Source organism: Comamonas flocculans (assembly GCF_007954405.1).
Lineage (GTDB): Bacteria > Pseudomonadota > Gammaproteobacteria > Burkholderiales > Burkholderiaceae_C > Comamonas_C > Comamonas_C flocculans.
In genome coordinates this window covers 608,066-624,418 of record NZ_CP042344.1, presented here as the reverse complement: position 1 = coordinate 624,418, position 16,353 = coordinate 608,066, and the positions used below count along the sequence as shown (strand labels likewise).

Genomic DNA, 16,353 nt, shown 5'->3' with positions numbered 1-16,353 from the left:
AGAGGATGGGATCCATGAAGGCGGGACGAGGGGCGGCGCTGGCCATGCTGGCGCTGGCGCCCATGGTGTGCGCGGCGGCCGAGGTGGACGGCGCCCAGCTGGCGGTGTGGTGGGGCGTACCGTTTGCCGGCGTGCTCTTGTCGATCGCACTGCTGCCGCTGCTGGCGCCCACGCTCTGGCACCACCATTACGGCAAGATCACCGCGGCCTGGGCGCTGGCCTTCTTCATTCCGTTTGCCCTGCGCTTCGGCTGGGTCAGCGCGGGGCAGGGGCTGGTGCATGCGCTGGTGGCCGAATACATCCCCTTCGTGATCCTGCTGACCGCCCTGTTCACCGTGGCCGGCGGCATCTACATCCGCGGCAACCTGCGTGGCACGCCGCTGCTCAACACCGGCATCCTGGCGGTGGGCGCGGTGCTGGCGAGCTTCATGGGCACCACCGGCGCCTCCATGCTGTTGATCCGCCCGCTGATCCGCGCCAACGACAACCGCAGGCACGTGGTGCATGTGGTGGTGTTCTTCATCTTCATCGTCTCCAACGCCGGCGGCTCGCTCACGCCGCTGGGCGACCCGCCGCTGTTCCTCGGCTTCCTGAAGGGCGTGAGCTTCTTCTGGACCGCCGAGCACGTGATCTTCGAAACCCTGTTCCTCGTGGGCGTGCTGCTGGTCCTGTTCTTCGCGCTGGACAGCTGGTTGTTTGCGCGCGCAGGCGAGGTGGACCGCCCCGACCCGACGCCCGACGATGCCGCGCCGGCGCTGGGCTTCGACGGCAAGGTCAACTTCCTGCTGCTGCTGGTGATCGTCGCGCTGGTGCTGCTCAGCGGCATCTGGAAGTCGCCCCTGCAATGGGACGTGGCCGGCACGCCGGTAGGCCTGCCCTCGCTGGTGCGCGACCTGGGCATGGTGGCGGTCACGCTGGCGTCGCTGGCGCTCACGCCGCACGCGGTGCATGAGGCCAACCAGTTCAGCTGGGGCCCGATGCAGGAGGTGGCCAAGCTGTTCGCCGGCATCTTCCTGACCATCATCCCGGTGATCGCCATGCTGCGCGCCGGTGTTCAAGGCCCCTTCGGCCCCATCGTCGCGGCCGTCACCGGCGCCGACGGGCAGCCGATCCCTGCGATGTATTTCTGGGCCACGGGCGTGCTCTCGTCGGTGCTCGACAACGCGCCCACCTACCTGGTGTTCTTCAACACCGCGGGGGGCGACGCCGCCACGCTGATGAGCACGCATGCGCAGACGCTGGCGGCCGTGTCCATCGGTTCGGTCTTCATGGGCGCGATCACCTACATCGGCAACGCGCCCAACCTCATGGTCAAGGCCATCGCCGAAGACCGCGGCGTGAAGATGCCCAGCTTCTTCGGCTACATGCTGTGGTCGGTGGGTATCCTGGTGCCGCTGTTCATCGCCATCACCTGGATGTTCTTCTGAGCGAGAGAGGCAAACGCCCATGTCCAAACCGCAAGTGCTGGTGGCCTGCGTCGTCTTTCCCGAGGTGCTCGATGCGCTGCGCGGGCACTTCGAGGTGCAGGCGATCGCCGAAGGCGAGGTCTGGCACCAGCAGGACTTCGTGCAGCGCCTGGCGGGCAAGCAGGGCGCCTTCATCACCGGCGCGCACCGCATCGACGCGCAGGCGCTGGCCGCGGCGCCCGAGCTGAAGATCGTCGCCAACATGTCGGTGGGCTACAACAACCTGGACGTGGCGGCGATGGCGGCCGCCGGCGTGGTGGGCACCAACACGCCCGACGTGCTGACCGAAACCACGGCCGACTTCGGCTTCGCGCTGCTGATGGCCGCCGCCCGGCGCATGCTGGAGGCGGAAAAATTCCTGCGCGCCGGCCGCTGGCAGCGCTGGCGCTACGACATGTTTGCCGGGCGCGACGTGCACGGCAGCACGCTGGGCATCCTCGGCATGGGCCGAATAGGCCAGGCCCTGGCCCAGCGTGGCGCCTGGGGCTTCGGCATGGAGGTGCTCTACCACAACCGCCACCGGCTTGATGCGCGTACCGAAGACCTGTGCAAGGCGCGCTACGTCGGCATGCACGAGCTGCTGGCCGAGTCCGATCACCTGGTGCTGGTGCTGCCCTATACCCCGCAGGCGCACCACATCATCGGTGCGCCAGAGCTGGCGCGCATGAAGCCCACCGCCACGCTGGTGAACATCGGCCGCGGCGGCCTGGTGGATGAAGATGCGCTGGCGCAGGCGCTGGCCGACGGCCGGCTGGCGGCCGCCGGGCTGGACGTGTTCGAGGGCGAGCCGCGCGTGAACCCCGCACTGCTCGCGCTGCCCAACGTGGTCCTGAGCCCGCACATCGCCAGCGCCACCGTGCCCACGCGCCTGGCCATGGCGCGGCTGGCCGCCGACAACCTGATTTCCTTCTTCGCCGGCAGCGGCGCGCTGACGCCGGTGAATTGAGCATGAAATACGGCCCAAACGCTTGTCCCACAAGCGCCCGCAGCTATCCTTGCAATAGTTGACCATGGCCTTTGAGTGGATCCTTGCCCTGGCGCTGCTGGCGCTGGCGCTGTTGCTCCTGATCGTGCTGCTGCTGCGCCGCCCGCGCGTGGCGCTGCCGCCCGAATGGCCCGAACGCCTGCAGGCGCTGGAGACGGCCGCGCAGGGCACGCAGCTGGCGGTGGCGCGCAACGACGGGGCGCTGAGCGCCATGGGCGAGCAACTGCGCGCCTTCACCGAAGGCACGCGCGGCCTGCTCGACGAGCGCCTGGCCCAGGCGCGCGACGAGGCCCGCGCCAGCCGCGGCGAGCTGCAGGCCGCCTTCGGCACGCTGCGCTCGCACCTGGAGCAGTTGCTGGCGCAGGCGCGCGGCGAGCAGACGCAGGCGCTGGCCGCGTTTCGCGGCGAACTGGCGGCCACGGTGCAGCAACTGGTGAGCGACAGCGCCCAGTCGCGCGAGGGCGTGGCCGCCAGCACCGAAGCCATGGCCCAGCGCATCCAGCAGCGCTTCGATGCGCTCGCCGAGGGGCTGCGCGGCAGCTTCGATTCGCTCAAGGGCGACCTGCATGCCCAGCTCGGCGCCAGCTCCGCCACGCTCAAGGACCAGCTGGGCAGCACCACGCAGGAGCTCGCGCGCCAGCTCTCGGGCCTGGTGGCGAGCCACCAGCAGGGCGGCGAGGCGCTGCGCAACGCGCTCAATGAACGTCTGGCCGCGATACAGAACGACAACGCCGCGCGGCTGGAGGAAATGCGCCGCACCGTCGACGAAAAACTGCACGCCACGCTGGAGCAGCGCCTGGGTGAATCCTTCAAGCTGGTCAGCGAACGCCTGGAGCAGGTGCACAAGGGCCTGGGCGAGATGCAGACCCTGGCCGGCAGCGTGGGCGACCTCAAGCGCGTGATGACCAACGTCAAGGCACGCGGCACCTGGGGCGAGCTGCAGCTGGGCGCCATCATCGACAACGTGCTTGCACCCGAGCAGTACGCGAGGAACGTCAAGACCATGCCGGGCAGCGACGACCTGGTGGAGTTCGCCATCCGGCTGCCCGGGCGCGGCGACGAGCGCCCGGTGTGGCTGCCGATCGACTCCAAGTACCCGGTCGAGCACTACCAGCGGTTGCTGGACGCGCACGACGCGGCCGACCGGGCGCTGCTGCAGTCGGCGGGCAACGCCTTCGAGGCGTCCATCCGGCTGGAGGCGCGCAAGATCTTCAGCAAGTACGTCTCACCGCCGCACACCACGGACTTTGCCGTGCTGTACCTGCCTTCCGAAGGCCTGTTTGCCGAAGTCATGCGCCGCCCCGGCCTGGTGGAGGCGGTGCAGAACGAGTGCCGCGTGATGATCACCGGCCCGGCCAACCTGGCGGCGATGCTCTCGAGCCTGCAGATGGGCTTCAAGACCCTGGCGATCGAGAAGCGCTCGTCCGAAGTCTGGGCCGTGCTCGGCGAGGTCAAGACAGAGTTCGCCAAGTTCGGCGACGTGGTCGAGCAAACGCGCAAGTCCATCGACGCGGCGGCCAAGAAGTTCGAGCAGGTCGGCGTGCGCACCCGCGCCATCCAGCGCAAGCTGCGCCACGTGCAGGAGCTGCCCGCGCCTGACGCGGCGGCCCCGGCTCTGGCTGAGCCCGACGGCGACGCGCCGGGCTGAGGCGGCGCGCCCGGCGCCTGCCGCCCGCCGGTCGGAAACGGTGTCGGCGCGCAAGGGGGCGTTTGTCCTACGCCTGCCCGCGCCGGCCACCTACGGCGCGCGCCGGTGGTGCGCCCACAATGGAAAGCACGGGTCCCCCGCCGTTTCGGGCCAGTCGGGAGCACGGCGGCGGGGCATTGACCACTTGCAGGAGAACACCATGCCCAGAGGCGACAAATCAGCCTACACCGACAAGCAAAAACGCCAGGCGGAGCACATCGAGGAAGGCTACGAAAAGCGCGGCCTTGGCACCAAGGAAGCCGAACGCCGGGCCTGGGCGACGGTGAACAAGCAGTCGGGCGGGGGCAACAAATCGGGCTCGGGGCGCGGCAAGCCGGACAGCCACGAGTCGGCGCGCAAGGGCGGCCACCTGGGCGGCAAGGCCTTGGCCAAGCGCAAGGCTGCCCAGCGCTCGGCCTCGGCCAAGAAGGCCGCAGCCAGCCGCACGCCCGCGCAGCGTTCGGCATCGGCGAAGAAGGCCGCGGCCACGCGCAAGCGCAACGCGCAAAAGTCGAGCTGAAGGCCGCTGCCGCGGGCCGTGGCACCGTGGCGCGGCGTGCGCCCCGCAGCAGGGCCACGGCCGCGGCCAGCCGAAAAAAAGGGGCGCATGGCGCCCCTTGCTGATCCGCGCTGCCGGTTAGGCCAGCGCGTCGGCCCAGATGTTGTTGGCCCAGGCCAGGGCAAAACGCCCTTCCATCTCGGTCGGTGCGGCCGACAGGCCACCCGAGCCCTCCACGCTCAGCATGGTTTTCTTGGCGGCGTCGTAGCGGTGCACGCTGGCCACGTGCACCACCTCGCTTTCGCTCACGAAGCTGTAGCAGGTGTTGTTGTAGATCGGCAGCTTGCCCGGCTCGTTGCCCGAAAGCAGCGCCACCACCGCCGCCGCCGCCACCTTGCCGTGCTGGTTGGCCATGTGACCGGACTTGGGCATCAGCGGGGCGCTCTGGGTGCAGTCGCCCAGCACGTGCACACCCTTGGCCTGCAGGTGTTCCATCGTCAGCCAGTCCACCTCGCACCAGCGCTTGTTGGCGTTGGCAAGGCCGGCCTTGACCACCACGTCGCCCGCGCGCATCGGCGGAATCACGTTCAGCACATGGGCCTTGGCGTCGTCGTTGAAGTCGAACTTCAGCGTGTTTGTGGCCACGTCCACGTCCACCAGGCGGTGCTTGGGGCGGTATTCGATGATGCCCTTGTAGCGCTCGGCCCAGGCCTGCTTGAACAGCTTGCCCTTGGAGGTCACGTCGTCGTTGGCATCGAACACCAGCACCTTCGATCTGGGCTTGGCGTGCTTGAAGTAGTTGGCCACCTGGCAGGCGCGCTCGTAGGGGCCGGGCGGGCAGCGGTAGGGCGCCAGCGGAATGCTGATGGCGAACACCCAGCCGTCGGGCATGGCTTCGAGCTGTTGGCGCAGGCCCAGCGTCTGCGGGCCGGCCTTCCAGGCGTGCAGCACCTTGTCCTGCGCGCCCGGCTGCGTCAGCGCGGGCAGCTGGTCCCACATGAAGTCGACGCCCGGCGAGAGGATGAGGCGGTCGTAGGCCAGCGTCTCGCCCCCCGCGAGCTTCACCTGGCGTTTGTCCGGGTCGATGCCGCTGACCCAGTCGCGCACCAGCTTCACGCCGTGGCGCGCGCTCAGGTTGTCGTAGGGCGTGGTGATGTCGGCCATGGTCTTGGTGCCGCCCAGCACCAGGTTGGAGATCGGGCAGGAGACGAAGGCGGCGTTGGGCTCGACCAGCGTGACCTCGACCTTGCCGCCGGACCACATGCGGATGTACTTGGCCGCGGTGGCACCGCCGTAGCCGCCACCGACCACGACCACCTTGCCCCCGGCGCTGCCGCCCACCGAGGCGCAGCCTGCCAGGCCCAGAGCGGAGACGGCCGAAACGGCCGAGCCGGCACGAATGAATTGACGACGATCCATGGTGTGCCTCCTCACTTCTTCTGCGCGGCAAAGTAGCCGGCGATCGCGGCCAGCTGTTCATCGGTATAGCCCTTGGCCAGCTGTTGCATGATGGTGGAGGGCGCGCTGCCGCTCTTGTAGGCCAGCAGCTTGTCGGTCATGTCGGCCTGGCTCTTGCCGGCCAGCGGCGGCATGCCCTTGAGGGCGTGGCCGTCGGTGCCGTGGCAACTGGCACAGCCGGCGGCCCAGCTGCGTACCTGCAGCGGGTCGGACTGGGCCTGGGCAAGACCAGCGGTGGTCACGAGACCGACCGCAAGGGTGGCGAAAAGCATTCTTTTCATGGTTTGGCGTCCTCCTGTGGACATTGGGGGGCGGAAAATCGTTGGTACCCGGCGGGTGCGGGCATCGTAAGCCGACGCTTATATGTCCCGGCCAAGGGTTTACCCTTGGTTCTTAGCCATTGATTTCATAAGCAAAAACCCTGACTGCCAATAGCCTTTGGCGGTGCATGGAGATGGTTTTTGTGCTCGGTGGCGCTGTGACATAGTCGGGTTTTCCCTTAAGGCGACGCGCGAGGGCTTTTTCAGCGTTGCCTTCAATGCCATGACCGATCGCCCTAGCTCAGACTGGGATGTGCGCAGCGACGAGGTGCAGCGCAATCCACTTGCGGCTCACGACCGTTTGCGTGAATCGCACGGCGTGGCGCGCTCCGAGGTGCTGCACACGTCGGTGTTTCGCCACGCCGATGTGCTGGCCGTGGTACAGGACCACGCGCGCTTCAGCAGCGTGGTGTCTGCCCATGTGGCGGTGCCCAACGGCATGGACCCGCCCGAGCACACGAGCTACCGGCGCCTGATCGAGCCCTACTTCGCGCCCGATCGCGTGGCAGCCATGCGTCCTCTCTACCAGCGCCTGGCGCATGAACTGCTGGCGCACACGCGCCAGGTGCATGCGCGGCAGCCCTTTGACTTCATCGCCGGCTGTGCCTTGCCCTATGCGGCGCGCACGCAATGCGCCTTCCTCGGCTGGCCGCTGGCGCTGGAAGGCGTGCTGTGCGACTGGATCGCCCGGCACCATGCGGCCGTGTTCGCGCAGGACCGTGCGCGCCTGGCGCAGCTGGGCCTGGCATTCGAGGCGCTGATCGGGCGCATGCTCGACGAGCGCGACGCCAGCGCCAGCGGCCCGCCGCGCGACGCCACCGAGGCGCTGCTGCGCGAGCGCGTCGAGGGCCAGCCGCTGGCGCGCGCCGCCATTGCCAGCATCCTGCGCAACTGGACGGTGGGCGAAATCGGCACCATTGCCGCCTCGCTCGGCATCCTGGCCGATTGGCTGGCCCGCCATGGCGAGTTGCAGCAGCAGCTGCGCGCCCAGCCCGCGCTGCAGGCCGAGGCGATCGAAGAAATCCTGCGCCTGCACGGCCCGCTGGCGGTGAACCGCCGCGTGGCGCGCTGCCCGGTGCAGCTGGGCGGGCATGAATTCGGGGCGGGTGAGCGTGTGACCGTGCACTGGGGCGCGGCCAACCGCGACCCGCGCGTGTTCGAGGCACCGGAGGAATTTCGCTTCGGCCGCGATCACGCGCGCAGCCTGCTCTACGGCGCTGGCATCCACGTCTGCCCCGGTGCGCCCCTGGCGCGAGCGCAGCTGGGGCTGTGGCTGCAGGCCCTGCTGGGCGCCACCACGCACTTCCGGCTGGCGCAGCCCGCCCAGCCGCCACAGTACGCGCGCTACCCGGCCATGGGCTTCGAGCGCCTGCCGCTGGTGCTGGACTGGGCCTGAAGCGCAGGCGCCGCTACGCGGCGTAGAAGTTGCGGATGATCTCCCAGGCCTGCTGCGCGTCGTCGGTGACGTGAAACAGCGCCAGGTCGTCTTCGCTGATCGTGCCTTCCTCCACCAGCACGTCCAGGTTCAGCACGCGGCTCCAGAACTGCGAGCCGAAGAGCACGATGGGCACCGGCTTGGCCTTGCGCGTCTGCACCAGGGTCAGCACCTCGAAGAGTTCGTCCATGGTGCCGAAGCCCCCGGGGAAGACCACCAGCGCCTTGGCGCGCATCATGAAGTGCATCTTGCGCAGCGCGAAGTAGTGGAACTTGAACGCCAGCGAGGGCGTGATGTAGCGGTTGCAGCTCTGTTCGTGCGGCAGCGTGATGTTCAGGCCGATGCTAGGCGCGCCCACGTCGTGCGCACCGCGGTTGGCCGCCTCCATGATGCCGGGGCCGCCGCCGGTGCAGATGGTCAGGCGCTCGGCGGGCGGGCGGCCCTGGCTGTATTCGGCCACGTGGCGCGCGAACAGGCGGGCCTGGGCGTAGTAGTGCGAGCTCTTGAGCTTGCGCTCGGCCAGCGCGAGGGCGCGCGCATCGCCGCCGGCGCGTGCGGCCTCGAGCTGTGCCTGGGCCGCGTCGGGCGCCAGCGTGCGGGCGCTGCCATAGACCACCACGGTGCTCTCGATTTCCTGCGCCGCCAGGTCCAGGTCGGGCTTGAGCAGTTCCAGCTGGAAGCGGATGCCGCGCGTCTCGCGCCGCTGCAGGAATTCGGGGTCGATGAAAGCCAGCCGGTAGGCGTCGGGCTTGAGCGGGTCGCTGTCGAGCGGGCCGTGGTCCAGCTCGCCCCACATCTGCATGAGGCGAGGGTCGCGAAGTTCGGTATTGGCGTCCATGGATGGATTCTACGAAGGGGCAATTTGCCTTGCGCGGCTTGCGCTGGCAGCTATTTTTTGGCTAGCTGGTGCGACGCTCACGCCGGCTTGAGCCAGGGCGCCACGCTGTGCAGGCCGAGCCAGGTCATGGTGAGCGAGCCCGCCAGGTGCAGCATGCCCACGAGCAGTGCCATGCCCAGGCGCCCCTGCATCAGCAAGCCCACCACCTCGGCCGAGAAGGTGGAAAAGGTGGTGAGCGCGCCCAGAAAGCCGGTCACCAGCGCCAGGCGCCACAGCGGGTCCAGTTGCGGCAGGGCCTGCAGCAGCGCAATTGCCAGCCCGACCAGGTAGCCACCCAGCAGGTTGGCCGCCAGCGTCCCCCAGGGCAGCAGCGCGCCCGGCGTGTTCAGCCAGATGCCCAGCCCCCAGCGCAGCAGCGCCCCGAGGCTGGCACCCAGACAGATGGCGGCGACGGCAAGCATGCGGATGTCCCTGCGGCTCAGGCCCCGAGGGGGGCGAACACTTCCAGCAGTCGGTCCAACCCGCCTTCGTTGATCGCCACGCTGGCCTGGGCGCGGACCGCCGGCTTGGCGTGCCAGGCCACCGACAGGCCGGCCGCGCCCATCATGGGCAGGTCGTTGGCGCCATCGCCCATGGCCATGGTCTGCGCCGCGCCGATGCCCATGAGCGAGGCCAGCTCCAGCATTGCGCGGCGCTTTTCCGCTCCGTCGCAGATGTCGCCCCAGACCTGGTCGACCATGCGGCCCGTTAGCCGTCCGCCGCGCAGCTGCAGCACGTTGGAGCGCGCAAAACGCATGCCCAGGCGCGCCTTCACCCGGTCGGAGAAGAAGGTGAAACCGCCCGACACCAGCAGCGTGGTCACGCCGGCTTCGTGCAGCACCTGCATCAACCGCTCGGCGCCCGGGTTCAGCCGCAGGCGCTCGGTGTAGATGGCCTCCAGCTGCTCGGCCGTCACGCCTTCGAGCAGCGCCACGCGCTGGCGCAGGCTTTCCTTGTAGTCGCTGATCCGGCCCTGCATCGCCGCTTCGGTGATGGCAGCGACCTCGGCCTTGCGGCCCACGGCGGCGGCGATTTCGTCCACGCATTCGATGCCGATCAGCGTCGAATCCATGTCGCAGGCCAGCAGTTTGTAGTTGGACAGGTGCAGCGGCGTGGAAATGCCCTGCACCACAAGGCCGGGCGCAATCTCGCGCGGCGGTGTGTTGGTGTTCATGGTAGGAGGGATTATCGGGCGCGGCGCGGGCGCTCTTCAGTGGGCAAAGCGCTCGAACACCTCGGCGAGCTGGTCCATCCAGCGTGCCTTGTCGGCGGCCGGGGCAAAGCTTGCTTCAAAACTGTGGGCGGCCAGTTGCCAGGCGTGCTGCACGCCCATGCCGGTGGCGGCAAACACCTGCAGCAGGTTGTCGTTCAGGTAGCCGCCGAAGTAGGCCGGGTCGTCCGAATTGGCGGTGGCCACCAGGCCTCCGTCCAGCAGCGCCTTGAGGTTGTGCTGGCGCAGGTCGGGGAAGACCTGCAGCTTCTGGTTGGACAACGGGCAGACGGTGAGCGGCACGCGCTCGGCCGCCAGGCGCTGCATCAGCGCCGTGTCGTGCACCGCCTGCACGCCGTGGTCTATGCGCTCGGCGCGCAGCAGGTCCAGCGCCTGCCAGATGTAGGCGGGCGGCCCTTCCTCGCCTGCGTGGGCGACGATGTGCAGACCCAGCTCGCGACAGCGCGCGAACACGCGCTGGAATTTTTCCGGCGGATGCCCGAGCTCGCTGGAATCGAGCCCCACGCCGATGAAATGCTCGCGCAGCGGCAGCGCCTGCTCCAGGGTTGCAAAGGCCTCGCGCTCGCTCAGGTGGCGCAGAAAGCTCAGGATCAGGCTGGCGCTGATGCCGTGGCGCTGCTGCGCCTCCTCGCAAGCGCGTGCCAGGCCGCGCACCACGGTTTGCATCGCCACGCCGCGCTCGGTGTGCGTCTGCGGGTCGAAGAAGATCTCCGCGTGGACTACGTTATCCATGGCGGCCCGCGCAAGATAGGCAAGCGCCATCTCGCAGAAATCCTCTTCGGTCTGCAGCACGCCCGCACCCTGGTAGTACAGGTCGAGAAAGCTCTGCAAGTCGGTGAAGGCGTAGGCGCTGCGCAAGTCCTGCACGCTGGCGTAGGGCAGGGCGATGCCGTTGCGCCGCGCCAGCTCGAAGATCATCTGCGGCTCCAGCGAGCCTTCGATGTGGATGTGCAGCTCCGCCTTGGGCATGGCGGCAAGCAGCGCGTTCAGGCGTTCTGGGGCGATGCGGGGCAGGTTCTGGGACACGTCGGGCTCCGTCGGCAAGGGACAGGCTGGAACATACCATCGGCGCGCCCCGGCCAAGGTCTGGTGCACCGCGAGGGGCAACCAATGGCGGCGCAAGGCGGCAGAAACGGGCAAGGGCCCCCGGCCGGATGGCCAGGAGCCCTTGTCGTGACTGGTCGGCGTGGCGGGATTCGAACTCGCGACCCCTTGCACCCCATGCAAGTGCGCTACCAGGCTGCGCTACACGCCGAAAGATGGAGATTGTAGCCTGCCTCTCAGGCCTCGGAGAGCAGACTGCGGATTTCTTCGAGCTGCTGGCGCAGCTGCAGCGCGGTGAGCGGCGCCTGGGTGTCGGCCTGGCCTTGCAGCTGCAGTTCGTGCGCGGCCGCGCTGCCGGCGCCCGACAGTTCCTGCAGGCGGTTGCGCGCGCCGCTGATGGTGAAGCCCTGCTCGTACAAGAGCTCGCGGATGCGGCGGATCATCAGCACCTCGTGGTGCTGGTAGTAGCGCCGGTTGCCGCGGCGCTTCATCGGGCGCAGCTGGGTGAATTCCTGTTCCCAGTAGCGCAGCACGTGCGCCTTGACCTTGCACAGGTCGGCCACTTCACCAATGGTGAAGTAGCGCTTGGCAGGTATGGGCGGCAGTTGCAGGCTCATGGCTATCCGGGCAGAAAGACGCGCAGCAAACCCGCAAGGGTACAGCAGCCGGCCCGGCGCTCGCACGCGCGGGCGCCCGGGCGTGTCATTTCTGCAGCTGTTCCTTGAGCTTGTTGCTGGCGTGAAAGGTGACCACGCGGCGCGCTTCGATGGGAATGACTTCGCCGGTGCGCGGGTTGCGTCCGGGGCGCGGCGCCTTGGTGCGGATCTGGAAGTTGCCGAAGTTGGACAGCTTCACGTCTTCGCCGCGGCTCAGGCTCTCGACGATGAGGTCGAAGAAGGCGTCCACCATGTCCTTGGCTTCGCGCTTGTTCAGCCCGATCTGCTCGAACAGCAGCTCGGCCAGGTGGGCCTTGGTGAGCGCAGGCGTTTCCAGGCTTTCGACGGCCAGCTCGATCTCCGGCAGGGCGGTGGGCGTGTTCATCGCAATCGGGCTCCGGTGTGTTGTGCCAATGCCTGCAGTATTTGCTGCACGGCGGTGTCGATGTCGGCGTCGGTCAGTGTCGCCTGGCTGCTCTCCAGCGTCAGGCGGATGGCCAGGCTCTTTTCGTCCGCCGCGATGGCGGCGCCCGTGCTGCCGGGCTGCGGGCGAAACACGTCGAACAGCACGCACGAGCGCAGCAGGCCGCCGGCCAGCGCCCCGCGCGCCGCCTGCATGATCTGCGCGTGGCTGATGCCTTCCTTGACGACGATGGCGATGTCGCGCTCCACATGCTGCAGCCGCCCCACGGGGTGAAAGACGGGCACGGGGTGCTGGCGCACTGCGTCGAAATCCAGCTCGAAAAGCATGGGCGCGTGCGGCAGGCCCCAGCTCTGGCGCCAGCGCGGATGCAGTTCGCCGACGAAGCCCATGGGCCGTCCGCCCAGCAGCACGCGGGCGCAGCGGCCGGGGTGCATGGCGGGGTGCTCGGCGGCTTCGAAGTCGGGCTGCAGCGGGGCCAGCAGCGCCTGCACGTCGCCCTTGGCGTCGAAGAAGTCGACCAGGCGCTCCTTGCCGCCCCATTGCAGCGGCGCGCTGCTGCCGTAGGCCAGCGCGGCGATGCGCACCGGCTGGGCGTAGCCCTGCACGCTGGTGTCGCTGTCGGGCACGCTCGCGTCGCGCAGGAAGACGCGGCCGACTTCGAACACGCGCACGCGCGCCGCCTTGCGGTCCAGGTTGGACCTGAGCACCTGCATGAGCGAGCCCAGCAGGCTGGAGCGCATCACGCTCATCTGGCTGGCGATGGGATTGAGCAGGCGGATCGGCGCGCCGTTGCCGGCCAGCTCCTGCTCCCAGCGCTCCTGCACGAAGCTGAAATTGATGGTTTCCTGGTAGCCGAGCGCGGCCATCTCGCGGCGCACCGCGTAGCGGCTGCGCCGGCTCTCGGGGCGCAGGCGCGGGGCGATGCGGCCCAGCGGCGCCTCGGTGGGCAGTTTCTGGTAGCCGATGATGCGCGCCACCTCTTCGATCAGGTCTTCTTCCAGGCGCAGGTCGAAGCGGTAGCTGGGCGGGGTGACCTCGATCACGCCCTCGCGCGCGCGCACCGCCAGGCCCAGGCGTTCGAGCGCATCCGCGCACTGCGCCTGGCTGAGCGGCATGCCGATGACCTTGCTGGCGCGCGCCACGCGCAGCGTGACGGGCGTGGGCGCGGGCATGCGCGGCTGCTGGTCGTCGATCGGGCCGCAGACGGTCTCGGGTGTGCCGCAGATGGCCAGCACCAGTTCGGTGATGCGCTCGATGTGCTCGATGGTGTGCTCGGGGTCCACGCCGCGCTCGAAGCGGTGGCCGGCGTCGGTCGCGAAGTTGTAGCGGCGCGAGCGTCCGGCAATCGCCTCGGGCCACCAGAAGGCGGCTTCGATGAAGATGTCGCGCGTGCCCTCGTCCACGGCCGTGGCGTCGCCGCCCATGATGCCGGCGAGCGACTCCAGCGCGCGCTCGTCGGCGATCACGCCGACGGTTTCATCCACGGTGACGGTGTTGCCGTTGAGCAGTTTGAGCGTTTCGCCCGGCTTGCCCCAGCGCACCGCGAGGCCCCCTTCGATCTTGTCCAGGTCGAAGATGTGCGACGGCCGGCCCAGCTCGAACATCACGTAGTTGGAGATGTCCACCAGCGGCGCCACGCTGCGCTGGCCGCAGCGCGCCAGGCGCTGCACCATCCATTCGGGGGTTTGCGCGCGCGGGTTGACGTGGCGCACCACGCGCCCGGAAAAGCGCCCGCACAGGTCGGGCGCCTCGATGCGCACCGGCAGGCGGTCGGCGATGGCCGTGGCGGCCTGGGGGAATTGCGGTGTCTTCAGGGGCGCGCCGGTCAGTGCGGCAAGCTCGCGCGCCACGCCGTGGACGCTGAGCGCATGCCCCAGGTTGGGCGTGAGCTTGAGCGTGAACAGCGTGTCCTCCAGCTGCAGGTGCGCACGGATGTCCTGGCCCAGCGGCGCGTCGGCGGCCAGCTCCAGCAGTCCGCCGTGATCCTGAGAGAGCCCGAGCTCGCGCGCCGAGCACAGCATGCCGTGGCTTTGCACCCCGCGCAGCTTGCCGACCTTGATGCGAAACGGCTTGCCATCCTCGCCCGGCGGCAGTTCGGCGCCCACCACGGCGCAGGGCACGCGGATGCCCACGCGGGCATTGGGCGCGCCGCAGACGATGCTGAGCAACTGCGGCCCGCCCACGTCCACCTGGCACACGCGCAGGCGGTCGGCGTTGGGGTGCTGCTCGGCCACCCTGATCTCGCCGACCACCACGCCGGAGAACGGCGGCGCGACGGGGCGGGTTTCTTCCACCTCCAGCCCGGCCATGGTCAGGGTGTCGGCCAGCGCCTGGGTGCTCAGCGGCGGATTGCAGAATTCGCGCAACCAGGATTCGGGGAATTGCATGTCGGCTTCTCGGGAATACTCTGAAATAAATAGCTGTTAGCGCTTTTGTATAAACGATTTCAAATACAAAAAACTTTGAAATCCAATGCTGGAAAGCGCAAGCAGCTCTCTTTTTTACTGGAACTGCGACAGAAAGCGGATGTCGCCATCAAAGAACAGCCGCAGGTCGTTCACGCCGTAGCGCAGCATGGTCAGGCGGTCCGGCCCCATGCCGAAGGCAAAGCCGATGTAGCGCTCGGGGTCCAGCCCCATGTGGCGCACCACGTTGGGGTGTACCTGGCCGGAGCCGGCCACCTCCAGCCATTTGCCCGCAAGCGGCCCGGAGGGGAACTGGATGTCGATCTCGGCGCTGGGCTCGGTGAAGGGGAAGAAGCTGGGGCGAAAACGCAGCACCAGCTCGTCGTTTTCAAAGAAAGTCTTGCAAAAGCCGGTAAATATCGTCTTCAGGTCGGCAAAGCTCACGTTCTCGCCCAGCCAAAGACCTTCGCACTGGTGGAACATCGGTGAGTGCGTGGCGTCCGAATCCACGCGGTAGGTGCGCCCGGGCGCGATCACGCGGATGTCGGGCAGGGGGCCATCCCAGGGCTTGCCCGCGCGCGGGTCGAAGCCCGCCGCATGCTTGCGGATGTGCGCGTGGGCGTAGCGCACCTGCATCGGGCTGGTGTGCGGGCGCAGGTTCAGCGGCAGGCCGTCGGCGCTTTTGCCGTCGATGTAGAAGGTGTCCTGCATCGAGCGCGCAGGATGGTTGGGCGGGTTGTTCAGCGAAGTGAAGCTGAACCAGTCGGTCTCGATCTCGGGGCCGTCGGCCACGTCGAAGCCCATGGAGCCGAAGATTGCCTCGATGCGCTCCAGGGTCAGTGTCACCGGGTGCAGGCTGCCCGTGCCGCGCGTGCGCCCCGGCAGGCTCACGTCCAGTGCCTCGGCCTTCAGGTGGGCCTCAAGCTCGGCGTCCTGCAGCGCCTGGCGGCGAGCGCCGAGCGCCGTCTCGATGGCCTGCTTGGCGGCGTTGATGGCCGCGCCGCGCGTGCGCTTTTCTTCGGGCGAGAGCTGGGCCATGCCTTTCATGAGCTCGGTCAGGCGCCCCGACTTGCCCAGGAACTGCGCCTTGGCATTTTCCAGCTCGGCGGCCGTGGGGGCGGCGTTCAATTGCTCTTGCGCGCTTGCAACCAGGGTGTCCAGATCAGTCATGAAAAACTCGGGCAAAAAGAAACGGGGGCCAGTGCCTTTTCAAGCCCTGGCCCCCGTGAGAGAAGCGCTGGCAGCTATCACAAAGATAGCCGCCGCGCAGGAACTCAGGCCGCCAGCCTGGCCTTGACCTGCTCCACGATGCCGGCAAAGGCGGCTTCGTCGTGCACCGCAAGATCGGCCAGCATCTTGCGGTCGATCTCGATGGCGGCCTTCTTCAGGCCGTTGGTGAACTGGCTGTAGGTCAACCCTTGGGCACGCACGGCGGCGTTGATGCGGGTGATCCACAGACGACGGAAGACGCGCTTCTTGTTGCGGCGGTCACGGTAGGCGTACTGGCCCGCCTTCATCACCGCCTGCTTGGCGATGCGAAAGACGTTGCCGCGGCGACCACGGAAACCCTTGGCAAGGGCGAGAACCTTTTTATGACGGGCGCGGGCCGTCACACCACGTTTGACGCGAGGCATGTGTTTACTCCTGGTTCGTCAAGTTGATTACAGACCGGCCATGGGCATCATCCTGGCGATGGAGCCCATGTCACCGTCATGCACCGCCACCGTGCCACGCAACTGGCGCTTGTTCTTGGTGCTCTTCTTGGTCAGGATGTGGCGCTTGAACGCCTGGCCCCGCTTGACGGTGCCCCCTGGACGAACGCGGAAACGCTTCTTCGCGCCGCTCTTGGTCTTCATTTTGGGCATT

Annotated in this window: 17 protein-coding genes and 1 tRNA gene; 5 read left to right on the top strand and 13 right to left on the bottom strand. The window is 68.3% G+C overall.

What is annotated here, in order from left to right; translation table 11 throughout:
* Nucleotides 1-14: 14 nt before the first annotated feature.
* The 4 genes from FOZ74_RS03190 to FOZ74_RS03175 all read left to right on the top strand — a co-directional run bounded on the left by FOZ74_RS03190 (nucleotide 15) and on the right by FOZ74_RS03175 (nucleotide 4,658).
* The gene (locus FOZ74_RS03190; protein WP_146911714.1) at nucleotides 15-1,427 is read left to right on the top strand and encodes a sodium:proton antiporter; all 1,413 of its coding nucleotides are present in this window, start codon (nucleotides 15-17) and stop codon (nucleotides 1,425-1,427) included.
* Nucleotides 1,428-1,446: 19 nt separating this feature from the next.
* Nucleotides 1,447-2,412: a 2-hydroxyacid dehydrogenase gene (locus FOZ74_RS03185; protein ID WP_146911713.1), complete on the top strand. Its 966-nt coding sequence runs from the start codon at nucleotides 1,447-1,449 to the stop codon at nucleotides 2,410-2,412.
* Between the two features lie 64 nt (nucleotides 2,413-2,476).
* On the top strand, nucleotides 2,477-4,099 hold the full coding sequence (locus tag FOZ74_RS03180) for a DNA recombination protein RmuC (RefSeq protein ID WP_146911712.1): 1,623 nt from the start codon (nucleotides 2,477-2,479) through the stop codon (nucleotides 4,097-4,099).
* Nucleotides 4,100-4,298: 199 nt separating this feature from the next.
* Nucleotides 4,299-4,658, top strand: a complete 360-nt coding sequence (locus FOZ74_RS03175) for a plasmid stabilization protein (RefSeq protein WP_146911711.1) — start codon at nucleotides 4,299-4,301, stop codon at nucleotides 4,656-4,658.
* Nucleotides 4,659-4,775: 117 nt separating this feature from the next.
* Here the strand turns inward: FOZ74_RS03175 and FOZ74_RS03170 are convergent, their stop codons facing one another.
* Nucleotides 4,776-6,056: an NAD(P)/FAD-dependent oxidoreductase gene (locus FOZ74_RS03170; RefSeq protein WP_146911710.1), complete on the bottom strand. Its 1,281-nt coding sequence runs from the start codon at nucleotides 6,054-6,056 to the stop codon at nucleotides 4,776-4,778.
* Nucleotides 6,057-6,067: 11 nt separating this feature from the next.
* On the bottom strand, nucleotides 6,068-6,376 hold the full coding sequence (locus tag FOZ74_RS03165) for a c-type cytochrome (RefSeq protein ID WP_146911709.1): 309 nt from the start codon (nucleotides 6,374-6,376) through the stop codon (nucleotides 6,068-6,070).
* A 262-nt stretch (nucleotides 6,377-6,638) separates the two neighbouring features.
* Here FOZ74_RS03165 and FOZ74_RS03160 point away from each other — a divergent pair, with 262 nt between their 5' ends.
* Nucleotides 6,639-7,811, top strand: coding sequence for a cytochrome P450 (locus tag FOZ74_RS03160; protein WP_146911708.1), 1,173 nt, complete (start codon nucleotides 6,639-6,641; stop codon nucleotides 7,809-7,811).
* A 13-nt stretch (nucleotides 7,812-7,824) separates the two neighbouring features.
* On the opposite strand, the gene FOZ74_RS03155 is transcribed toward FOZ74_RS03160, so the two are convergent.
* From FOZ74_RS03155 to rpmI, 11 genes are all read right to left on the bottom strand, one after another.
* On the bottom strand, nucleotides 7,825-8,688 hold the full coding sequence (locus FOZ74_RS03155) for an LOG family protein (protein ID WP_146911707.1): 864 nt from the start codon (nucleotides 8,686-8,688) through the stop codon (nucleotides 7,825-7,827).
* 77 nt (nucleotides 8,689-8,765) lie between these two features.
* Complete coding sequence (gene crcB / locus FOZ74_RS03150; protein WP_146911706.1) at nucleotides 8,766-9,149, bottom strand: fluoride efflux transporter CrcB; 384 nt, start codon at nucleotides 9,147-9,149, stop codon at nucleotides 8,766-8,768.
* 17 nt (nucleotides 9,150-9,166) lie between these two features.
* Nucleotides 9,167-9,901 (bottom strand): phosphoserine phosphatase SerB, encoded by a 735-nt coding sequence (gene serB / locus FOZ74_RS03145; protein WP_146911705.1) that lies wholly within the window; start codon nucleotides 9,899-9,901, stop codon nucleotides 9,167-9,169.
* A gap of 36 nt (nucleotides 9,902-9,937) precedes the next feature.
* Nucleotides 9,938-10,927, bottom strand: coding sequence for an adenosine deaminase (locus FOZ74_RS03140; protein ID WP_146914054.1), 990 nt, complete (start codon nucleotides 10,925-10,927; stop codon nucleotides 9,938-9,940).
* A gap of 209 nt (nucleotides 10,928-11,136) precedes the next feature.
* A tRNA-Pro gene (locus FOZ74_RS03135) sits at nucleotides 11,137-11,213 on the bottom strand.
* A gap of 25 nt (nucleotides 11,214-11,238) precedes the next feature.
* On the bottom strand, nucleotides 11,239-11,619 hold the full coding sequence (locus tag FOZ74_RS03130; RefSeq protein ID WP_146911704.1) for a MerR family transcriptional regulator: 381 nt from the start codon (nucleotides 11,617-11,619) through the stop codon (nucleotides 11,239-11,241).
* An 85-nt stretch (nucleotides 11,620-11,704) separates the two neighbouring features.
* On the bottom strand, nucleotides 11,705-12,043 hold the full coding sequence (locus FOZ74_RS03125; protein WP_146911703.1) for an integration host factor subunit alpha: 339 nt from the start codon (nucleotides 12,041-12,043) through the stop codon (nucleotides 11,705-11,707).
* Nucleotides 12,040-14,469, bottom strand: coding sequence for a phenylalanine--tRNA ligase subunit beta (gene pheT, locus FOZ74_RS03120; RefSeq protein WP_146911702.1), 2,430 nt, complete (start codon nucleotides 14,467-14,469; stop codon nucleotides 12,040-12,042). The genes FOZ74_RS03125 and pheT overlap by 4 nt, the downstream gene beginning before the upstream one ends.
* A gap of 114 nt (nucleotides 14,470-14,583) precedes the next feature.
* Nucleotides 14,584-15,657: a phenylalanine--tRNA ligase subunit alpha gene (gene pheS, locus FOZ74_RS03115; protein WP_146911701.1), complete on the bottom strand. Its 1,074-nt coding sequence runs from the start codon at nucleotides 15,655-15,657 to the stop codon at nucleotides 14,584-14,586.
* Nucleotides 15,658-15,761: 104 nt separating this feature from the next.
* On the bottom strand, nucleotides 15,762-16,121 hold the full coding sequence (gene rplT / locus FOZ74_RS03110; protein ID WP_146911700.1) for a 50S ribosomal protein L20: 360 nt from the start codon (nucleotides 16,119-16,121) through the stop codon (nucleotides 15,762-15,764).
* 27 nt (nucleotides 16,122-16,148) lie between these two features.
* The gene (gene rpmI, locus FOZ74_RS03105; RefSeq protein WP_146914053.1) at nucleotides 16,149-16,352 is read right to left on the bottom strand and encodes a 50S ribosomal protein L35; all 204 of its coding nucleotides are present in this window, start codon (nucleotides 16,350-16,352) and stop codon (nucleotides 16,149-16,151) included.
* Between the last annotated feature and the right edge of the window lies 1 nt (nucleotide 16,353).

Bases quoted from the DNA above. Each gene is read 5' to 3' on its own strand.
- FOZ74_RS03185 (WP_146911713.1), top strand. From the start codon at position 1,447: ATGTCCAAACCGCAAGTGCTGGTGGCCTGCGTCGTCTTTCCCGAGGTG.
- FOZ74_RS03165 (WP_146911709.1), bottom strand. From the start codon at position 6,376: ATGAAAAGAATGCTTTTCGCCACCCTTGCGGTCGGTCTCGTGACCACC.
- FOZ74_RS03130 (WP_146911704.1), bottom strand. From the start codon at position 11,619: ATGAGCCTGCAACTGCCGCCCATACCTGCCAAGCGCTACTTCACCATT.
- pheS (WP_146911701.1), bottom strand. From the start codon at position 15,657: ATGACTGATCTGGACACCCTGGTTGCAAGCGCGCAAGAGCAATTGAAC.
- FOZ74_RS03190 (WP_146911714.1), top strand. From the start codon at position 15: ATGAAGGCGGGACGAGGGGCGGCGCTGGCCATGCTGGCGCTGGCGCCC.
- FOZ74_RS03155 (WP_146911707.1), bottom strand. From the start codon at position 8,688: ATGGACGCCAATACCGAACTTCGCGACCCTCGCCTCATGCAGATGTGG.
- crcB (WP_146911706.1), bottom strand. From the start codon at position 9,149: ATGCTTGCCGTCGCCGCCATCTGTCTGGGTGCCAGCCTCGGGGCGCTG.
- FOZ74_RS03125 (WP_146911703.1), bottom strand. From the start codon at position 12,043: ATGAACACGCCCACCGCCCTGCCGGAGATCGAGCTGGCCGTCGAAAGC.
- FOZ74_RS03175 (WP_146911711.1), top strand. From the start codon at position 4,299: ATGCCCAGAGGCGACAAATCAGCCTACACCGACAAGCAAAAACGCCAG.
- serB (WP_146911705.1), bottom strand. From the start codon at position 9,901: ATGAACACCAACACACCGCCGCGCGAGATTGCGCCCGGCCTTGTGGTG.
- rplT (WP_146911700.1), bottom strand. From the start codon at position 16,121: ATGCCTCGCGTCAAACGTGGTGTGACGGCCCGCGCCCGTCATAAAAAG.
- pheT (WP_146911702.1), bottom strand. From the start codon at position 14,469: ATGCAATTCCCCGAATCCTGGTTGCGCGAATTCTGCAATCCGCCGCTG.
- FOZ74_RS03170 (WP_146911710.1), bottom strand. From the start codon at position 6,056: ATGGATCGTCGTCAATTCATTCGTGCCGGCTCGGCCGTTTCGGCCGTC.
- FOZ74_RS03140 (WP_146914054.1), bottom strand. From the start codon at position 10,927: ATGCCCAAGGCGGAGCTGCACATCCACATCGAAGGCTCGCTGGAGCCG.
- FOZ74_RS03180 (WP_146911712.1), top strand. From the start codon at position 2,477: ATGGCCTTTGAGTGGATCCTTGCCCTGGCGCTGCTGGCGCTGGCGCTG.
- FOZ74_RS03160 (WP_146911708.1), top strand. From the start codon at position 6,639: ATGACCGATCGCCCTAGCTCAGACTGGGATGTGCGCAGCGACGAGGTG.
- rpmI (WP_146914053.1), bottom strand. From the start codon at position 16,352: ATGCCCAAAATGAAGACCAAGAGCGGCGCGAAGAAGCGTTTCCGCGTT.